The following is a 19,345-nucleotide window of genomic DNA, read 5'->3' on the forward strand; positions in this document are numbered from 1 at the left end:
CAAGCGATCACGGAACGTGGGTAACCTGGTTGTTCTTCTGGACCCGAACGAATCCCCGAGTATTGAGGTCGGTGACAGCAAATGGCGGACTCCGCCACCCCGGTCCCCGTCGTCCACCAGCAGAAAGGCGGTGCCCGAAGGCCGACGATGAGCAGGCGGCGGGAAGTCAGTCATGCCAGCGCGCGGTCGCTGCTGATGACGATCCTCGGCGAGTACGTCCTGCCGCGTGACCAGGCGATCTGGACGTCCACGCTGGTCGAAGCGCTGCGCGTGCTCGACATCGAAGAGAAGTCCGCGCGGCAGGCGCTGGCCCGATCCTCCGCCGAGGGCTGGGTCGTCTCCGAACGTGTCGGCCGAAGAGTGCGCTGGTCTCTCACCCCACCAGGCAGACGCCTCATGACCGAGGGCGCGGAACGGATCTACGCCTTCGGCAACGAAGAAAAGGCCTGGGACGGCCGCTGGCTGATGTTGATCGTCTCGGTCCCCGAAGCGAAGCGGGATCTCCGGCACCGGCTCCGCACCCGCCTGACGTGGGCCGGGTTCGGTTCGCCGGTGGCGGGCGTCTGGGTCAGCCCGGATCTGAGCCGCCAGCGGGAGGCCCAGCAGATCGTGCAGGAACTCGGCCTCGACGCGCAGGCGATGTCGTTCACCGCCGCGTACGGCGACGTCGGCGATCAAGAGACGATGGTCGCGCGGTCCTGGGATCTCAGCGACCTCAAAGACCGTTACGAGGACTTCATCGACCGCTTCACCGGCACCCACCCCTCCGGTGAACACGGCATCCTGCGCGCGCAGACCGAACTCGTCCACGAATGGCGCAGCTTCCCGTTCCTCGATCCCCGTCTTCCGCTAAAACTGCTCCCCGACGGTTGGAGCGGCGTGCGCGCGGCGGACCTTTTCCACCGGCAGCACGTCGAATGGCGACCAGAAGCACAGGCCCAATGGGACGAACTCGCGGACGCCTCCGGCTAGGGTCACGGAAAACGATCTACGGAGGGACCCCGTTTTGGCCACCTCGATCCGCCTCGACCGCGAGGACGACGTCGCCGTCCTGACCATCGCTTCGCCGCCGCTGAACCTCTACACCGCGGTACTCCAGCAGGAATTGGGCGAGGCGATCGGCGATCTGGAGGCCACCCCGCCGCGAGCGGCGATCATCCGGGCCGAGGGCAAGATCGTCAGCGGCGGAGTCGATGTCTCCCTGTTCGACGCCCAGTCCTCCGCGGCCGAGGCGAAGGTGCTCTTCGACGAGATGCTGGCGATCCCCGACCGGATCGCCGCACTCCCGTTCCCCACCGTGTTCGCCGCCCACGGCCTGTGCCTGACCTGGGCCTTCGAGGTCGCGGTCGCCTGCGACATCATCCTCGCGACCGAGAAGGCCAAGTTCGGGCTCGTCGAACGGGTCGTCGGCCTGACGCCGACCATGGGCGGAACCCAGCGGCTCGCCGCCCGCGCCGGTGTCGGCCGCGCGAAAGAGTTCGTGATGACCGGCGCGACCTACGACGCCACGACCCTCGAACGCTGGAACGTGGTGAACCGCGTGCTCCCGGCGGACGGTTTCGAAGAGGCCGTCCGCGCTTTCACGAACGACCTCGCGCAGGGGCCGACCAGGGCGCACGCGGCCACCAAGAAGGTCCTCGAACACTACGAGCACGGCGGCGTCGCCGAGGCGAACGAGCACATCACGACGATCGCCGCCGGGCTCTTCGACACCGAGGACCTGCGCGGCGCGGTGAAGTCGTTCCTCGCCGACGGACCCGGCAAGGCGACCTTCACCGGCCGCTGATCCGCTACGGCCGCTGACCGACCGCGTCCACCACGCCGGACGCGGTCGCGGCGGTCGAATTCGTGCCCAGGTACTGGAAAGTGTCCGCGGCGAAGACGATCACGACCGGTTTCGCCACCTTGGGGTCGTCATGCGGCCCGAGCGGCCAGGTGATGCCGACACCGGGCCTGCCCGCCGCGTCCTTGGTGTGGTCGACGGCGCGCAGGCCTGACACCTTGGCCGCCGCGCCGTACAGGGCCGCCCGGACCGCGGGCGGAAGGTGGTTTTCGTTCGCCAGCGCGAGGACGTCCTTGCCCAGCGCGTTGTAGTCGCCCTTCTCGCCGCTGTGGTCGGCGTTGAGGTAGGCGAACATCGCGTCCGCGTCGGTGGGGAGATCCACCCGGTAGCCGGGCCGTGGCGTGCATGGCTCCGTGACACCCTTCAGCGGCTCCTTGCCCTTGTACGCCTGCGCCTGCCCGTTCCGGCAGCCCGGAAGCGGGAAGGAACTTCCGTCCGCCCTCTTGATCATCCCGTCGCGGGTACCGTCCGCCGAAATCCACGATTCCCGTTCACCGTCGGGCTGCTTGGTCTTCGTGTAGATGAACTGGTCCGGTTTCGGCGGTGTGTCCGGTGTCTTCAGCGCGGCCGCGGCGGCACTGCGCAGCACGGCCTCGGGGTCCGCCGTGGCCGCGGGCGGTTCCAGGCCGGCCGGGGTGAGCGCCACGACGGCGGTGATGGCCGCGGCCAGACCTGACGCTCCCACTCCGGTCCAGACCCAGCGCCGCCGTTTCTTCAGCGGCACCACGTTTTCCGTCTGGACGGCGCCGATCTCGGCCATCAATCGCGCGCGGGCCGGGCCGAGTACGCCGGATTCCGCCAGGGGTACCGAGTCCGTCCGCTCGGCGATCAGCTTCAGCTCATCCATGGTTGGCGATCTCCTTCGAAGTCGTGATGTCCGGACGCCCCAGTGCTTCCCGGACCTTCCGGCGCGCGCGATTCAGCCGCGAGCGGACGGTGCCGAGCGGGATGTCCAGCGCGGCGGCCACCTCCTCGTAACTCAGGCCTTCCCCCGCGAACAGCGTGAGCGTGTCCCGGTCGCCGTCCGCGAGTTCCGCCAGCGCGGAGTCCAGCAGTTTCCCCATCGCCTCGGCCGTCACCTGATCCGCGACACGCTCGGCGTGCCCTTCCTCGTCGGGCGGCGGGCCGAGAGCCTCCCGGAGCTTCAGCTCCCTGACCTCGTCACGACGCCGCTGCGCCACGAGGTTGGTCGCGATCCCGTAGAGCCAAGGCCGGGCCTCGCGGCGCTCGGTGTCGTACCCCTCGCGTTTGCGGAACGCCACCAGGAACGTCTCCCCCAGCGCGTCCTCCGCGGCGGCCGGGCCGACGCGTCTGACCAGGTAGCGGTGGATGTGCGCGGCATGCCGGTCGAAGATCGCGGAGAACCACTCAGGCGCGGTCACCGACCTCGCGATCAGTTCCGCGTCGTCCCAGTCCCCCGGATCCGCCCCAGATGAACTCATGAACCGCCCTTCGCCGTCCGTCAGTGTCACTTGTTGTCCGCATCCGGGGCCGAACAGGTTCACGACCGACGAATCGGTCTAGACCTTTTATGCGAGCCGCGCTACATTCAAGTGTGGTCTAGACCACACGCGCCAGTTTCAGCACAGGTCAGTCTCGCCGCCTCTTTTGGAGAGAACCGCCATGAGACGCACCAGAAAACGACTACTCAGCGCACTCACCGTGACACTCCTCGCAGCCGGGCTCCTCGTGGCCGCGGGTACTCCGGCGATGGCGGCGGGCCGCCTCCGCGCCGCCTTCACCCTGACCGGGACCACCGGTGAGTACACCGTCACGAACCCCAGCAGCGAAACCGTCGCCGACTGGTCCATCACCTTCACTGTCCCCGCCGGCGTGACCGCCACGAGCGGTTCCAACGCCACGGTTTCCCAATCGGGCAATCAGGTCACCCTCGTCCCGGCGTACTACATCAAATCCCTCGCGCCGGGCCGTTCGACCTACCCGTACAGCCCGTCGTTCCGGCTCAGCACGGCGGTCAACCCGACCACGTGCCGGATCGACGACGCCAACTGTGACGGTTCGGGCGACGCCCCGCCGTCGACCCCGGCCAACCTGCGCCTCGTGGCCAAGACGACCACGACCGCCGCGCTGGCCTGGAACGCCGCGGCACCGGGTTCGCTGCCCGTCACCGGCTACGACGTCTACCAGGGCACCACGCTGGCGGCGTCGGTCACCGGCACCGAAGCACGGATCACCGGGCTGACGCCGAACACGGCCTACAGCTTCACCGTCGTCGCCAAGGACCGGAAGGACGCCAAGTCCCCGCCCACCCCGGCGCTCGCGGTGACCACCAACAACCCGGGCGACGACACCCAGGCACCGACGGCGCCGTCGAACCTCCGCTCGACCGCGGTCACGTCGAGCTCGGTCTCCCTGGCGTGGAACGCGTCCACCGACAACACCGGCGTCGTCTCCTACGACGTCTACCGCGGCGCGGACCTCGTCACCACGGTGGCCGGGACGACCGCGACGGTGAGCGGGCTTTCACCGTCCACTTCGTACTCTTTCACGGTCAAAGCCCGTGACGGGTACGACAACGTCTCCGCGGCGAGCGCCGCCGTCAGCGCTCGCACCGGCGACATCGTGAACGGGTACGCCCGGGTCGGCTACTTCGTCCAGTGGGGTATCTACGGCCGCCAGTTCTTCGTCAAGAACCTGGTGACCAACGGATCCGCGAGCAAGCTGACGCATCTGCTGTACGCGTTCGGCAACATCGACCCGGTCAACCACACCTGCCTTTCGGGTGTCACCAAGGGAACGACGTCCAATCCCCAGGACCCGAACCAGGGTGATGGCGCGGGCGACGCGGAAGCCGACTACTCACGGCCGATGTCCGCCGCCCAGTCCGTCGACGGCGTCGGCGACACCGGCTGGGAAACGTTGCGCGGCAACTTCAACCAGCTCAAGAAGCTCAAGGTCAAGAACCCGAATCTGAAGATTCTCATCTCCTTGGGCGGCTGGACCTACTCGAAGTACTTCTCCGACGTCGCGGCCACCGCCGCGTCGCGGCAGAAGTTCGTCGCGTCGTGCATCGACACCTACCTGAAGGGGAACATCAAGGCGTACGGCGGGGCCGGCGGGCCGGGAACGGCCGCGGGCATCTTCGACGGCATCGACATCGACTGGGAGTGGCCGGGCAGTCCGGACGGGCATCCCGGAAACCACTGGAGCGCCAACGACAAGACGAATCTGACGGCCCTGCTGGCCGAGTTCCGCACGCAGATGGACGCCTACGGCGCCACCACCGGCAAGCGGTACGAACTGCAGGCGTTCACCCCCGCCGACCCGGCGAAGGTGAGCGGTGGCTGGGAGATCCCGAAGATCTTCGACTACCTCGACGTCGCCAACGTGCAGGGCTACGACTTCCACGGCTCGGGCAGCGACAACTCGTGGGAGCCGAACCGCACCGGCCATCAGGGGAACCTCTACGCCGACGCGGACGACCCGTACAACTTCAAGTTCAGTGTGGAGTCGGCGATCAACGCCTACACCAACGCCGGGGCCAATCCACGGAAACTGACCCTCGGGCTCGCCTTCTACGGGCGAGGATGGCAAGGGGTCGCGGACGGCGGCAAGAAGGGCGAATGGCAGAGCGCGACCGGAGCCGCGCCGGGCCAGTTCCCCGAGGAAGCAGGTACTCGTGGCTACGCGAATCTCTTGGCCAGTGTCCCGAACTGCACTGTCCAGCACGACACCGCGGCCGTGGCCACGGCGTGCTATACGGGCAACGGCGGGCAATGGTGGACCTTCGACGACGCCTGGTCCATCCAGCAGAAGGTCGCCTGGCTCAAGACCAGAGGACTGCTCGGAGTCATGGCATGGGAGATGTCGGGTGACACCGGATCCCTCATGACCACAGTGGACAACTCGCTGAAGTAAAGGTTCCCGGGGTGCCGGTGTTCCGTCACCGGCACCCCGGGCTCCTTGGTCGCGGACCAGCCGCCGGCCGAGCGCGACCAAAGCTCCCTTGCTCGCCGCATACACGGGCCTCTCGGGCAACCCGATCAGGGCCACCGCGGCGAGCTGAGACCATTTATGTCGCACGGCCGTGGTGCGCAGCGCAAAGGGACTACACGGTGCTTCTTTGAGCGTATTCTCCTCTCGTGGAGGAGTTCCCGGATCCGTCTGGTCCGCCTTACCGCTACGAGTACCCGCTACCCGAGCAGGTCAAGGCGGAGCATCGGCGCGCCGAGCAGCACTTCGGGCGGAAGCTCGATTACTGGAGGAGCCTCCAGACGGCTCCTGCCCAGATATGTGTGTTACTCGCCGGAGCATGGGTGGCCACTGAGGACGATTACCTGTCGGGGTCGGCGCTGGTCATCTTGCTAGTCGTCTGTGGCTTGTTGCAGCTGGCCCTGGGCTACCGGGTCATGGTGTTGTCCAGCGCGAAGAACAAGCACTCGAACCTGCTGAAGGCCTATGGTGTTCTGGCTCCTGGCACCGAAAGAGCGGCGCTGGTCGCGGAGTCCAAGGACTTCGACAGGATGCACGAGGTACTCGGCAAACCGCTTTCCCCCGAAGAGGCGGCACCTCAGCCGACACCGCGAAAACCAGACCAGAGCCTCTACGGCGAAACGCCCCTGAACGGGAATCCGTACAGCGGGGTGATCCGGCTCCGCTCGCCTCGGCCGCTCCGCGAACTCGATCAATAAGAAAGCTCCGAACGCGGACCGTGAAGTCGAGCGCAATGCCTGCCCTGCCCCGACAGGATGCATCCAAGATCAACTTCACGACCGACCTTGGTCATGAAGAAGGCCCGTGAGCAGTGGGTATGCTGCTCACGGGCCTTGCGTCTTCCGGTCGGGCTGACAGGATTCGAACCTGCGACCCCTTGACCCCCAGCGGAACACTGGGTTTCCGCAGCGGTCTTGCTGAGTTCAATCCGTAGGTCAGCGTCCAGAAGAAGTCCAGGTCAGGGCCTCCAATACGGCTCCGTCCCACCAGTCCGTGAGACAGGTGTGAGACGGAGCCCGGTACCGGAGGTCCACAATGGAGTCCCAATATCCCCGCAAATCTCACAGCAACGTCCCGCCGCTGCACCATGAGCCGCGTCGGATCCGTCCGCCCTTCGACGCTGGTGGCTACGACCTGAGCGGAGACCAGCGAGCGGAGGAGCCTTCCAACGAGTGGCGCGAGCGTCGGCAGCAGGAGAGGGTTGCTGCGCTCACGGAGGCGCTCGACGGCGTCGAGTTGGGAGACCACGACCGCCGGATCGTCGCCTGGCTTGCTGGCTGGGATGTCCCGACGGTCGGCACCGTTGCCAGCCTGTTCTACCGCGCTCGTGAGGCGGGTGGCCAGCAGCGACCATCCGAGGGTGTTCGCCGCGGAACGGCGGTGCAGCATGAGCATTGAGGCAATTCACTGGGCGCTCAACGCCGCGCCGATTCCCCGCGAGCGCCGCGACGCGTCGAGCCTGGCTGCGGTTCTGGTCGGGTTGTCGAACCACGCCGATCCGGATGGCCGCAACGCGTTCCCCTCGCTGGCGAGGCTGGCGCGGTACACGCGGCTGTCCGAACGATCGGTTCGCTACGCCTTGCGAGGGTTGCAGGAACTCGACCTGATCCGCCCCTCGGACCCAGGCATCGTGGCCGCGTACGTGAAGCGTGCAGACCGGCGGCCCAACGGGTACGACCTCGCAATCGATCGGGTCGAAGTGCTTGTGGACAACTCGGTCGACGAGGGGCAGAGTCTGCCGCCCGCTGAGCGGCACGAGGGGCAAACTCGGTCGGCACGAGGGGCAAACAGCGACACGACGGGGGGGGCAGTGCTTGCCCCCGAACCGTCCTTAACCGTCCTGGGAACCGTCCAGTGCGGGAGCGCGCGCCCGAGGCGCGCTCGCCAATCCCGCCGCCATGCGGGCAGTGTGATGCCCGGCCCACTGATCCGGTCTCGGCTCGCGTGGTGTGGCTGGATGCCGATCACGTTCGCTCGGTCCGTTGTCCGCGCTGTCACCCTGCCGTCGACGGCTCGACGGGAGGTGCCCGATGACGGTGACCAACGGAAACCTGGTGACCCAGATCCGGCAGGCGCTCGACGCGGCGCGCGAAACTGGCCAGCCGTCGCCAGGGCGGCCGACGCTGGTGAGATTGACCGGGGCGACCGATCACGCGGTCCGCAAGGTGCTGGCGGAGCTGGCGACCGAGAACGCCAACGCTGGTGAGCCCGGCAGCCAGCAGCCGAGCGAAGGAGGCGTGTGGCCAGTCGACGCACGCGGTGCCTACGCCGACCAGCAGACCGACATTGGGGACCTGCCCACGGGTTTCACCAGTCCTGGCGACCGTGGTGATGGGGTGGCGTCAGATGTTGACCGGCCCGGCAGCGCTGACGACGACGCGTCGACTCCGGCCACGGCGGGAGGTCGGTTCGTCGCATGGGCGGGGTTCGTGTTCGGCTCGGTGATGTCGATCGCGGCGAACGTGCTGCACGTCTGGCTGCCTGCTCCGCATGAACCACCCGGTTGGGTGCCGGGGATCGCGCCCCAGGTCGGGGCGGCCGTGTGGCCGGTCGGGCTAATGCTGGCTGTGGAGGCGTTGTCCCGGATTCCGTGGCCCAAGGGGATGTTGTGGGGCCTGGCCCGGTACGGCGGAGCCGGTGCCGTCGCGGTCGGCTCGGCGGTCATCTCCTACGGGCACCTGCGAGGCCTGATGCTCGCGTGGCAGTACGACCCGGTGGCGGCCGCTGTCGGCCCGCTGGTGCTCGACGGCTTGATGGTGGTGTGCGGCTTCGCCCTGCTGGCGATGAGTCGCACCAGCCCTGGCGAGGCTGGCGGTGAACGCCGATGACCATCACTCACGGAGTCGGTCACACCGGCGCGCTCGAGCAGCCCGCTGAAGCCGAGGATTCCCCAGCGGTCACCAACGCTGGCGAACTGGAGAAGGCTGGTCCGGTCCTGGAGAGCGAACTGCTGACCGACGACCAGTACCGCCGGGCGCGACGGCTGGCGGAGGCGGCTATGTCGCGGCTACCCGCTCGATGGCACGACCGCGACCAAGTCAGCCGACTGCGCACCGAACTCGTCCGCCAGGTCGTCCTGGCTCCGGTCCGCTATCCGGCCGCGGTAACACGGGGAGTACCGATCGCGGTGCGCGCCTGGTGGTCCTGGGTGTCGGTGAAGGACTTCTACGACGCGGCGAAGCAAGCACAGCAGCTAGCGAACCGGTACGAGGAGATCCACCGTTTCCGGGTACGACGCCGCTGGTGGATGCTCGCCACCACGGTGGGGGGTGGTGGCGGCCTCACGATCGCGAGCCTGGTGGAAGGCCCAATCGTCTGGTGGGGCGCTGGTGCCGTCATGTCTGCTGGGCTGGCGGTCGCCGGACGCCGTAAGGACAAGTCCGGTCGGTCGGCGGTGATCCGGCCGCGCAGCATCGCGTGGGCAATGGACGGCAACAACCTCGTCACCGCCTTCCGCGAGGCCAAGCTCATTGACAAGGACGAAGGGCTCGCCTTCGTTCAGCTGCCGAAGCGCGACAGCGCGGGCTGGGCCGTCGTCGTGGACCTGCCCGCCAGCCGCAAGGCCAGCACCGCGATCGCGAAGCGCGAAGACCTCGCCTCCGCGCTGGCTGTCGACGAAGTTCAGCTCATCGCTGAGCGTGTCCGAGGTAAGGGCGGGCACGCGGGTCGGCTCTCGCTGTGGATCGCCGATTACGACCCATACGCGGCGAAGCCGGTCGACTCTCCCCTGGGGGAGGTCGAGAGCTGGGACTTCTGGCAGCCCACCTCCTTCGGCACGACCGCCCGCGGCCAGGTCGTGCACCTGCCTCTGGTGTGGACGTCGCTGCTGGTCGGCGCGATCCCGCGCATGGGCAAGACCTATGCTGCCCGGATCCCGGTCACGTCCGCCGCCTTGGACCCACACGTCCGGCTGATCGTGGCCGACGGGAAGGGCGGTAAGGACTGGAAGGCGTTCGAGCTGGTGGCCCACCGGTTCATCCCCAACGCTCGCGCCGAGTCGATCGTGCGGCTGATCGCCGTGCTCGAAGAGGTCGCGGCCGACGTCGAGAACAGGTTCGGACAGCTCGCCGAGATGGACGACGAACTCTGCCCGGAGTCGAAGGTCACCCCGGAAATCACCCGCAACCCGGTCTACGGCATGCCGCTGACAGTGATCGCCATCGACGAAATCCAGAACTACTTGGAGGACGAAACACCCCTCGACCCGAACCAGCCCAAGGGCAAAAAGCGCGGCCAACGGGTCCTGGAGCTGCTGACATTCATCGCCAAGACCGGCCCCGCCGCCGGGTTCGTACTGATCCTGGCAACGCAGAAGCCAGACTCGCAGGTCATCCCCGACAAGCTACGTGGCCAACTCGGCACCCGCTTCGCACTCAAGGTCATGACCTACCAGGCCAGCGAGACGATCCTCGGCGCCGGAACATACAAGGCCGGAATGGACGCCTCCAAGCTGCTCAAGTCCCACCGCGGCGTGGGGCTCCTCCTTGGCGCGGACGGCGAAACCGACCTCGACGCCGGCGAGGCGCTCACCGTGCGAACCCACCTGCTGCACATCAAGACCATCCGAGCGGCCTGCCATCGTGGCCGTGCGTTGCGTGAGCTGGCCGGGACGTTGACCGGTGACGCGGTCGGCGAGCGGCAGATCCGGGAGCTCCCGGACGAGGTAGCGCAGCGCATCCAGCAGTCTGCGGCCGTCAACGAACCGTCCGTTTCGCCGGAGGACTTGGAGGTTCCTGAGCTTCCTGAGGTGCTGGGTCTCCTGGTCGACGCCATCGATGACGCTGAGACCGGTCTGGTGGCGACAGCGGATCTCTCGGCTCGGATCGGCTGGGACGCCAAGCCACTCGGCGAAGCACTGCGCAGGCACGGTGTGCCACCACCAACGCCGTCTCGTCAGCGGATCAACGGGTCGCTCCACCCAGTATCGGTCGTCGACTTGAGCGCCATCCGCGCTGTGGTCGGCAACATCGAACGATGAGTTTTGAGTTGGGTCCGCACAGCAGTGTGCGGACCCAACTGTCACCGTCGTGCGGACCGAAGCACCGCCTTCGTGCGTGCAGCCAGGCTCGATAGCTGGCTGTGCGGGTCGAGCCGACCTAAGCTGCCAAGCTCAAACGTCCGCACAGGTCTGCACAAACTCGTCCAGATTGCTGTGTAAGCGAAGATCTTCGCCAAACAAGACCACGTGGGCCTGTTCGCTGAACGAAACGGGCCAGATTCCGGGAGTTGCCTTTGGCGGGCAGGGTGAGCCGCTTTCGTGGTTCTGTTGGTCAGATGCGACCGCGTTTCTCCGTGGCAACCGGCCGCATCCGGTTTGGAGGAAAGGCTTGTATTCGCGAAGCTCGACCGCGCCCCGGTTAGCGGCTCGCGTGACAGGCACACGTCATCTTTCCACGATGCCTGCCATACTTCCCCCTGTTGCGTAAGATGCAGGCTCAGGTGCTCTCCTTGACCCACCCATGACGGGATCACAAAGCATACAGATCAACGGCGACGACAAACTGAACGTCCGGACGCGCTGAGAAGTGTCCCGCTATTAAAGCGTGTGGCGGTGCCTGCCCCTGCGCGAGCCGGTGACTCTACGCCGTTCTCTGTGAACTCCAGTCGCTCTGAGGCCCGAGTCAGCACACGTTGCACCTGCCACCAACTGTTCCCAGGTCACCGCAGCCACCCGAAGCACATAATCTAACGGGCGCTACTAGGAGCCGAATCTGTCACCCCCGGGGTCGTAGTAGACCAGGCGCCCCTCATTGTCAATCTCGTCAAGCGCAAAAGGGGGTGTCGAACTGTAAACTAGGCGTGTGAATTCTACATCTCGAACCGAACCTATATAGTCCGCAATATCGCGTTCTGGACAAGCGGACTGAGCACTTTCGCTAATTACGAGGATATGAAGACGCGTTTCTCTAATGTTTGCGGTTTGCTCATTGTAGTCACGCCACTCAATGCGTCGTTCTATCGCTTTGGCGTCCAGCGACTCCAGGGGAGTGTAGATAAAGTCTACAAACATAACATCGTGGCCGATTGTGGTCATATAATTCAAGCCATGAAAGTCATGTGGCGTCTCAAGAATGGGGTGTATATAGATTTCTCGACTGTAGCGTTCCTGCAAGTATCTTGGAATAAGGAGCTCTATGATATCAGTATGCTGCAGCGAGCCGGCAATCCGAGTCAGGGTGCCTATTTCGCCTTCGTCCAGAATTTGGCTGCTCGGGACTTTGACAGTCCACCCATTTGTGCCGCGAGTGATATTGGATTCGGTAATCTGAACCCAGAATACTTCGTCAGTTTGCGGATTGCAGAGGCAAACAATTACGGGAAGAGAGTGGCTAAGCCAATATGAGAGATGTTTCTCCTGGCCGCGGTAGAGCCACCCTCCCTCAATCTCTTCGTCGAACCATGAGAGGCCACATTTGATCTGAAGTGCAAGCAACCTGCCGGTCCCCTTCCCGGCCTGGACGATCTCGACCTGAGCATCGATGCCGAGGTCAACACGGAACTGCTCCCGGAAGATCCATCCCAGCTTGTCGCCAATCGCAGCATCAACCATACGTACGCCCTTGTCAGACGTCTTGGCCTGTGCCGTATAGCGCGGTCGGGACGTCGGCTCGCCTGTCATGCATCCATTGTCGCAGTACTGCGAGCTCGCTCATCGAGCGACTGCTCGGACAGCGACCCGAAGAAGAGTCGAGGGCAATGGCCGAGAACGCTACCAGCGTCTATACCAAGCCCCAGTGTTCCGTCCTTCTCGCGGTGCTGATAACGGAGCCTTGTCGACGACTTAGTCGCAAGACGCACTCCCTGTCGGTTGCCGCCAGCCAGGAGTAGGTCGGATCGTCCTGGCCGCGTGGACGGGGTTGTCACGAGAAGCACTCTCAAGCCGCGTAGCGATCGTTCACTGGCCCAGCGTTCACAGATCGCCAGCGCGATAGTTTGTTCCACTCCACACTCTTGTCGGCAGCTCACAGCCAGCAAGGCGGTAGTCCATTGACAGACACGCGACAAAGGTAGAGTCCCCGAAGCGGAGCTACGAAAGGCGGTCGGCGAGTGAAAGAGTTGATCAGTACGAGCACTCGTGGCCTGTTCCGTGACCTGATGACAGATAGCACCGTTGGTGCCATCACTTCAGCGTTCCAGGACGAAGGTTTCGCTCCAAACCCGGACTGCCGCTACGACGACACCAGTGTCCGACGTACTGCTGCCCAGGAACGCCTCGAATCCGTCGACTGGACTGACTCCGGCCATGTCGCCCGCGCCTGCCGGGTCTTCGAGCGATTGCTGATCGACTGGGAAGACGGCCCGTATCTCGACCGCTTCTACAACTCCCTGCGCAGGGACGGCTGCTCAGTCGACTATCCCGGCACAGGCCTGATCACTCCGCCCACCGCCTCCGGTCACTTACGACCGATTCGGTCACTGGCTACGCTCACCGACCCTTCCGCGATCCAGGAACAGCTCGACCGGATCCAGCGAGCGATCATCGACGACCCTGCCCTGGCCATCGGCAGCGCTAAAGAACTGGTCGAAAGTACCGCCAAGGTCGTACTCATCGAACGTGGTCGGCCAGTCAACGACAAGGATGATCTCCCCGCACTGGCCCGAGCAGCCCAGGGAGCTCTCAGCCTGCACCCCTCGTCGAGTGCGCCCGGCCCCGATGGCAGCGACGCGGTCAAGAAGATCCTCGGCGCGGTCACCACCATCACCGCCGGGCTAGGTGAACTCCGCAACCGCGGCTACGGCACCGGACACGGACCAGCCGCCACGCGAATCGGGCTTCGCCCACGGCACGCACATCTCGCTGTCAACGCCGCGGTCACGTGGTGCCAGCTGCTGCTCGACACTCTCGCCGACCCCGACGCGCCCTGGCGCAAGACATCCTGACTACGTAGAGACAAGATCGGCGACGGCCAGAAAACAGCCAGCGACTTCCTAGTGCTACGACGCCCCCGGCACTGCGGGAAGGGACACCACGAGGCGACTGTGGCGTTTGTCGACGATGCGCGCGGAGCCAAGCTGATCATCGGGAGTGTCGGCTGGGTACGCCGTGATGACAGGGCCGGTCGTCCGCGCGGAACCCCAGGCACGGATCTGGTCGGACAGCCGCTCAGCCAGGTCGGCCCCAGCAGGCCCGTGGCCGATCGCGCCCAGCTCCGACCGCCGCCCACCGGCGTCGTCAATACGGCGGAAGGTGAAGTACGCCAGCGAGCCCTTCTCGACAAGGGCAGGACTGCGGGACGGGATGGCGGGAGTAGCGAGTCCGGCCTCGACAGCGGCCGGATCGGCTGCAATGCGGCAGGTTCCCGGCTCGGTGCCGGTCATCCGCAGCCAGACTCCGTCGAACGGCTCGGTGTTGCCGACGGTCACCCCAGACCACACCGCGGTCTTCGGAGTGGCGAGGATCCCGTCGAGCCGATCAAGGCTGATGTCCTGGTCGCCGTCCCAGTAGAGAGTGACGAGACCTTCAGGGTCCAGGTGGCCGGACAGCTCACTATCCTGGCCAATCATCGGAACGAAGCCACACAGCTGGACAGAGTCCGACCGGAGTCGGTTGCCTTCCCAGACGAACGCGACGCTGCGCGTCTGCCCCCGCCAGCGCAGCGGCACGACCAGACGTCCACCGGGCCCAAGCTGCCTCCACCACGCCGGCGGGAGGTCGAACGCGCCAACGGTCAGGATGATGCGGTCGTAGGGAGCGTGCTCCTGTGCGCCGAGCGAGCCGTCGCGCGTGATGACCCGAACATGAGGGAAACCGTTCCCGTCCAACGCTTCCCGCGCACCGGAGGTCACCTCGTCGTCGATATCAACGGTAGTGACCTCTCCTCCCGGCCCGGTCAACCGGGCCAGCAGGGCGGCGTTGTAGCCGGTTCCGGCGCCGATCTCCAGGACACGGTTGCCTGGTTGGACGTCGAGTTGGTCAAGCTGCATCGCGACCACGGTGGGCACGGACGCGCAGCTGAGCGCGGAGCCGTCGCCGGCGCGTTTGGTGATGACCGCCTTGTTGGCGTAGGCGTCTTCGGCTGTGGCGGCGGGCACGAAACGATGGCGCGGAATCTCGCGCAGAGCTTCTTCGACAGCCTGATTGCGGGCGTGACCGGCCTGTTTGACATGGTCGACCATGGACGCGCGCAGCGCCTCGGGCGAGGTGCCGGTGGTGGTGTTGTTCATCGTGTCCTTCCATGCGGGCGGTGCGGATGCTATCCCGGTGCGGTCAGAGACTCTCGGGAGTTCGGCGGGTGTCAGGCCTCCAATAGCAGGCAGGCATCCCATCGAGTGATAGGCGCGGCGTTCGTGGCCAGTTGCACCAGCTGTATCCCGGTCCGGCCCTCGAGCAGCCCCTTCCCGACGGGTGGTCCGTGCTGGTGCAGGTGGTCGAACAGACGAGCTTCGAGACCAGGCAGTAACTGAGCGAGGCTGCCGCCCGGCGGGACATCCGCGGCGACCCGCCTGGTGGCGTGGATCAATCCGGCCCAGCCGTGGCACACCGACGCATCCCTTAGCAAGTTGAGCTGGCGCTCATCGCGAAGGCATCCGGTGAGAGCGTCTTCGGCAGTTTGCTGACGTCGGGTGTCTGCCAGGGCCAGCGCGGCGAGTTGCTGGGCGCGGACGAGGCCCGGAGTGCCGTAACACCATGACGGCCGCTGCGGGCCGGACTGGCGAACTGTCGCGGCGCGCCATTCCGCGCGCGAGATGACGCCCGGCCACCACACACGGCCATCGCTGCCATGACGCCACTCGTCCAGCCACACGGTGATCCGCTCGATTGCCTCGACCTGCCCTGGAACGGTGATGCCACGTCTCAACGCCGTCGCGAGCAGTGCCAGCGGTCCGCTGATGCCGTGAGCGATCCCCAGGTTGGCATGCCCTCCCCGCCACGCGTTCGTGGTCTGGCCGCGAGGGCCGGTACGGCACCACCATCCAGGAAGCAGGTCGCCGTCATGGCGCACGGGGTCGGTCAACCGCACGAGGTAGCCGAGGACCTGCACCAGCAGCGTGCTGTGACCGTGACGGCGCAGCAGACCGGCACCGATGCCGGTCAATCCACTGATCAGATCGAATTCTCGGAGCACAGGAAGTTCAGCCCGATCTATCCGTTCATGAGCATTGGCCAACCGAGTCTGGGCGAGTACGGCAATGTGCTCGTCGAAGTTGCGCAGTGCGGTCCCATAGCCAGGGTGACCGGCCGCGTGCAACGCGAACGCGATGGCCGGAACTCCGCGGTAGAGACCGGCCGCGTCGGGGCGTGCGGTCACGGGGCCACGGGTCATCGCGGCGAACCATTGGCGGGCGAGTCCTTCAGGTCCGGTACCGGTGCGAGCGTTCTCCCAGTGCAGCAGCGCGATGCCGGGCGCACCGTCTGCCAGCGACTGACTCCATCCTGGCGTGGGCTCCACCACCGGCGGGATGGTCGCCTCGAAGACGGTCATTGGCGGTTGTCCTGGTAGCGGGCATGCCAGGCCAATGCGGCGTGGCGGGCCAAGCGGCGGCAGCCGTTCTCGCCGTCGCGGTCGATTCCGATCGCCCGGTTGTGATGCATGTGGAGCAGGGCTTCCAGCACCGCGTCGGTGTCGGCAGCGGGATCAAGTCGCGCACGATAGGCCGCCAGGGCGGCGGCGCGGGCTCGCCAATGCCCGGCGACGTGGTCAGCCCAGCCTGGCACGCCTTCCAGCCCGTCGGTCCGGGTGAGCCCGATCACTTCGTTAAGAACGGCCCGGTCGACGGCGGCAGATTCCGGTGCGGGGTGGTTGCGTAACCAGTTCATTGCCGCGGCACGAGTGCCGAGAAACCCGGCGGCGGTGTCCACGATGCCCAGTGCGACGAACCCTGCCGACCCGGCAATCCCGGCGGACAGGTGACGGAGCTGAGCCGCCACGACGGCAGAGTCTGCGACGAACACCGCCTCGGCCGCGTCCATCGCCGTGCGGTGCCCATACCGGCCGGTTTCCGGTAGGTACGTACCGATGGTCAGTTGCCGGATCGCGCCGTCGCGGCGCAGCCCAGTCGCCCAGTCACCGAGCGCGGCCAAGGTTCGTGCGTAGGACGCGCTGTCCGGGGTTCGCAGCCGGAGGCGGAGGTGATCTGTCTCGTGCGGGCTGCGGTAGCGCACGAACCAGAACTCCGGTGACGGGTCGAGCTCACCGAGCAACTGGGGAAGCTGATCGGCGATGATCTCATCGATCCGTTCAGGGTGAGTGAAAACGCAGGCATGCAGCCACTTGGCGCCCTCGTTACCCGGCAGCTGCCCGTGGCCGCTGTTGGTTACTACTGGGCTCCCTGCGACGCGCGGGGATGGTGTCGGCGGTCGAGTGGTGAATAGCGGTACGGCGATCTCATGGACATGACCGTTGGCCCAGCCGAGCGCGGCCTCGTCGGGTGTCTCGCCAAGGACAGCATGACCGTGACGGGCCAGGTGAGCGTGCAGGATCGCCCGATGCGCGGGCTCGGCTAGGTCGAGTGGCAGAGACCGGTCAGCGTCGCGCAGTTCAACTGCGGACGGACACTGCCATCGGTCCGCCCAGGCCGACAGGGCCACGATCCATGGGCTGTCGTTGGATCCTGCGGCCGGAAGATCGGTGGTATCGAGACGCCAGCGCGCCGAGGACAGGATCGCGCGCCGGTAGCGCACGCGAGGCAGGAACGGCAGTCTCTGCACGGCCGGGCCCCAGTCGAACTGGTGCCAGGTGGCGCCCAGAGCGCGGGAGAGGTGGGCGAGAAACCGGGCCAGCGGTGGTGGTTGCTTCTCCAACGCGAGTGCGTGCACTACCTGCGGTTCAAGCACCTGCGCTCGGGAGAGGCTGACCAGGTGAAGTCCGCTGCGGGTCGCGGTGACCGCCAGATCGTCCAGCCCGATGAGCGCACTTTCGGCGCCGAGCTGGCTGGCCATGAGCGCTAAGTCGCGATGTTCGCCGAGGGGTAGCAGGTCCGGCAGGTACTGCGGGACGCGGCAGACGTTCTCGCCGTTTGGGTAGACCGGCGGGAACGACAGCTGCACCGGCACCCCTCCTTCGACCGTCGTGGGCAGGTCTGCGAATACCCGTTCCAGCCCGGCGTCGGGCGCGAGCGTGGTGAAGCGGGAGGTGAACGTGCCTGCCGAACGTCCCGGCGCCACCGTGACCGTGAAGTCACCGCGGTTCAGCTGTTCGACGCTGCCGCACTGGATGCGGCCAGCGAGCTCCACGTGTGGCGGTAGGTTTCGCTCGATGGCCGGGTCGCCGACGGTCAGCGAGCTGATCGTGTCCTCTGTCAGGACGATCTCGCCGCTCCGATCGGCCAGAGCTGTGAACGCCAGCGCGAGCAAGATCTCGTCCCGCTCCGAAACACCCGCGTGCGGTGCGGGCAGAACACTGCCGGGATAGCCGTTGGGCAGGCCCAACCCACTGTCGGGGTCGACCACGTCGGCTAAGGGGACCAGGGTGCCAGTTCCGTAGCGTTCGCAGAACGCCACGTAGAAGCCCCGCCAGTGGGCGTGCCCGGTCGGCTGCCGAGTCAGGCGTATCAGCGCCGTCGCTGCCCACTCCATTTCCCGGACCACCGTCTCGGGTAGCACCACATCGACGTCCAGCCGCAGATCCAGTGCCACCGGGATTCGCCCGGCTGACGACAGCGTCCGCATCCGCCCGGTCAGCTCGTTCCGCAGGCGACGTTGCTCAGCGCGGCCGATGCCGGGCCGGTTGTGGCGACGCAAAGCCGCCATGATGGCCTCAAGCTCTGCGAGCGTCATCGCGGCCGTTGCGACGGTGTCCACGCCAGCGGCGTGCAACCGGGCGATCAGGTACGCCAGCGGATCGGTGACAGTGCATGGGGCTCGCAGGCTTGTGACCAGGAATCCCTTTTTGACAAGGGATGTGAGCATGGCGCTAATGGTTCCTGACGCCACGCTCGGGAAGCTCTCGGCGAGCGTGGCGGCCAAGTCGGCGAAGCAGATCGGCGAAACTGCGGCGGCCCGGACCGCACACACCGCGCTGGTGTGCCGGACGCTCACTCGATTCGGGCCGTGCGGTACTTCCAGCCGCTGGCCACGAAGTGTGGCCAGGTTGGAGAACACCACCTGTAGCCGCCCAAGCAACTCCGGGTCCGATTCCAAGCGGTCTATGACATCGGCAACCCACTGCGTATCGGCGCGGGCGGCGGGGTGATGCTCACGGCCCCACCGTGACTTCGCGACCGATCCGATCGACGCTGGGGCGACCCCGGCGAACAGCCCGAACGGCGTGTGACGGCCGGAGGCGCGCAGGAGATACCGCATGGTCGCGACGGTCGCACGGCGTACCTGCTTCGCCGTCACCTCGGCATCGCCGAGAACATTCTCGATGCGCAGGGCGAGACCAGAGCTGGCGACGCTAATGGCGTCGGCGATCTCGGGTCGTGCCCACGCCGTAGCCAGCCAGGCGCGAGACGCCTCGATGTCGTCGAGGTCGGGCCACGTCTCGGGGTTTGAGCTCACGGGAGCGGCCGCCGCGCGGAGCAACGCGGCTCCACGATGGCAGTAGAGCGGGGCAGGCATTAGTCCTCCAGCACAGCCGTCGGGGTGGGCCGGGCAACAAACCGCTG

14 protein-coding genes and 1 pseudogene are annotated in these 19,345 nt (G+C 66.4%); 9 read left to right on the forward strand and 6 right to left on the reverse strand.

What is annotated here, in order from left to right:
- The first annotated feature begins 81 nt into the window (after window positions 1–81).
- Together ACLJRM_RS02440 and ACLJRM_RS02445 are read left to right on the forward strand one after the other, a co-directional pair.
- Complete coding sequence (locus ACLJRM_RS02440) at window positions 82–972, forward strand: PaaX family transcriptional regulator C-terminal domain-containing protein (protein ID WP_174720409.1); 891 nt, start codon at window positions 82–84, stop codon at window positions 970–972.
- 34 nt (window positions 973–1,006) lie between these two features.
- Complete coding sequence (locus tag ACLJRM_RS02445) at window positions 1,007–1,786, forward strand: enoyl-CoA hydratase/isomerase family protein (RefSeq protein ID WP_410662100.1); 780 nt, start codon at window positions 1,007–1,009, stop codon at window positions 1,784–1,786.
- Between the two features lie 4 nt (window positions 1,787–1,790).
- Here ACLJRM_RS02445 and ACLJRM_RS02450 read toward each other — a convergent pair whose 3' ends face one another.
- Window positions 1,791–2,690 carry a CU044_5270 family protein gene (locus ACLJRM_RS02450; RefSeq protein WP_410662101.1) on the reverse strand — a complete coding sequence of 300 codons (900 nt, stop codon included), beginning with the start codon at window positions 2,688–2,690 and terminating at the stop codon, window positions 1,791–1,793.
- Window positions 2,683–3,285 (reverse strand): RNA polymerase sigma factor, encoded by a 603-nt coding sequence (locus ACLJRM_RS02455; protein WP_410662102.1) that lies wholly within the window; start codon window positions 3,283–3,285, stop codon window positions 2,683–2,685. Before ACLJRM_RS02455 ends, ACLJRM_RS02450 begins: the two co-directional genes overlap by 8 nt.
- Window positions 3,286–3,553: 268 nt before the next feature.
- On the opposite strand from ACLJRM_RS02455, the gene ACLJRM_RS02460 reads away from it, so the two are divergent.
- The 6 genes and pseudogenes from ACLJRM_RS02460 to ACLJRM_RS02485 all read left to right on the forward strand — a co-directional run bounded on the left by ACLJRM_RS02460 (window position 3,554) and on the right by ACLJRM_RS02485 (window position 10,775).
- Entirely contained in the window at window positions 3,554–5,722 is a 2,169-nt protein-coding gene (locus ACLJRM_RS02460; protein WP_101613168.1) for a glycosyl hydrolase family 18 protein, read from the forward strand.
- A 224-nt stretch (window positions 5,723–5,946) separates the two neighbouring features.
- Window positions 5,947–6,495: a hypothetical protein gene (locus ACLJRM_RS02465; RefSeq protein WP_410662103.1), complete on the forward strand. Its 549-nt coding sequence runs from the start codon at window positions 5,947–5,949 to the stop codon at window positions 6,493–6,495.
- A gap of 337 nt (window positions 6,496–6,832) precedes the next feature.
- Window positions 6,833–7,195 carry a hypothetical protein gene (locus tag ACLJRM_RS02470; RefSeq protein ID WP_410662104.1) on the forward strand — a complete coding sequence of 121 codons (363 nt, stop codon included), beginning with the start codon at window positions 6,833–6,835 and terminating at the stop codon, window positions 7,193–7,195.
- Window positions 7,185–7,346 (forward strand): annotated as a pseudogene (locus ACLJRM_RS02475) (helix-turn-helix domain-containing protein); the annotation flags it as partial. The gene ACLJRM_RS02470 and the pseudogene ACLJRM_RS02475, both read left to right, overlap by 11 nt.
- A 481-nt stretch (window positions 7,347–7,827) precedes the next feature.
- Window positions 7,828–8,625 (forward strand): DUF2637 domain-containing protein, encoded by a 798-nt coding sequence (locus ACLJRM_RS02480; RefSeq protein WP_410662431.1) that lies wholly within the window; start codon window positions 7,828–7,830, stop codon window positions 8,623–8,625.
- The gene (locus tag ACLJRM_RS02485; protein WP_410662105.1) at window positions 8,622–10,775 is read left to right on the forward strand and encodes a cell division protein FtsK; all 2,154 of its coding nucleotides are present in this window, start codon (window positions 8,622–8,624) and stop codon (window positions 10,773–10,775) included. Before ACLJRM_RS02480 ends, ACLJRM_RS02485 begins: the two co-directional genes overlap by 4 nt.
- Window positions 10,776–11,495: 720 nt before the next feature.
- Here the strand turns inward: ACLJRM_RS02485 and ACLJRM_RS02490 are convergent.
- Complete coding sequence (locus ACLJRM_RS02490; RefSeq protein ID WP_410662106.1) at window positions 11,496–12,416, reverse strand: DUF4365 domain-containing protein; 921 nt, start codon at window positions 12,414–12,416, stop codon at window positions 11,496–11,498.
- A 428-nt stretch (window positions 12,417–12,844) separates the two neighbouring features.
- On the opposite strand from ACLJRM_RS02490, the gene ACLJRM_RS02495 reads away from it, so the two are divergent.
- Window positions 12,845–13,678: an abortive infection family protein gene (locus ACLJRM_RS02495; RefSeq protein ID WP_410662107.1), complete on the forward strand. Its 834-nt coding sequence runs from the start codon at window positions 12,845–12,847 to the stop codon at window positions 13,676–13,678.
- A gap of 54 nt (window positions 13,679–13,732) precedes the next feature.
- Here ACLJRM_RS02495 and fxlM read toward each other — a convergent pair whose 3' ends face one another.
- The 3 genes from fxlM to ACLJRM_RS02510 form a co-directional block, all read right to left on the reverse strand.
- Window positions 13,733–14,962, reverse strand: coding sequence for a methyltransferase, FxLD system (gene fxlM / locus ACLJRM_RS02500; protein ID WP_410662108.1), 1,230 nt, complete (start codon window positions 14,960–14,962; stop codon window positions 13,733–13,735).
- 71 nt (window positions 14,963–15,033) lie between these two features.
- On the reverse strand, window positions 15,034–16,221 hold the full coding sequence (locus ACLJRM_RS02505; RefSeq protein ID WP_410662109.1) for a lanthionine synthetase C family protein: 1,188 nt from the start codon (window positions 16,219–16,221) through the stop codon (window positions 15,034–15,036).
- Window positions 16,218–19,262: a lantibiotic dehydratase gene (locus tag ACLJRM_RS02510; protein ID WP_410662110.1), complete on the reverse strand. Its 3,045-nt coding sequence runs from the start codon at window positions 19,260–19,262 to the stop codon at window positions 16,218–16,220. Before ACLJRM_RS02510 ends, ACLJRM_RS02505 begins: the two co-directional genes overlap by 4 nt.
- Window positions 19,263–19,345 lie beyond the last annotated feature (83 nt).

The organism is Amycolatopsis sp. lyj-84 (genome assembly GCF_046549075.1).
Taxonomy (GTDB): domain Bacteria; phylum Actinomycetota; class Actinomycetes; order Mycobacteriales; family Pseudonocardiaceae; genus Amycolatopsis.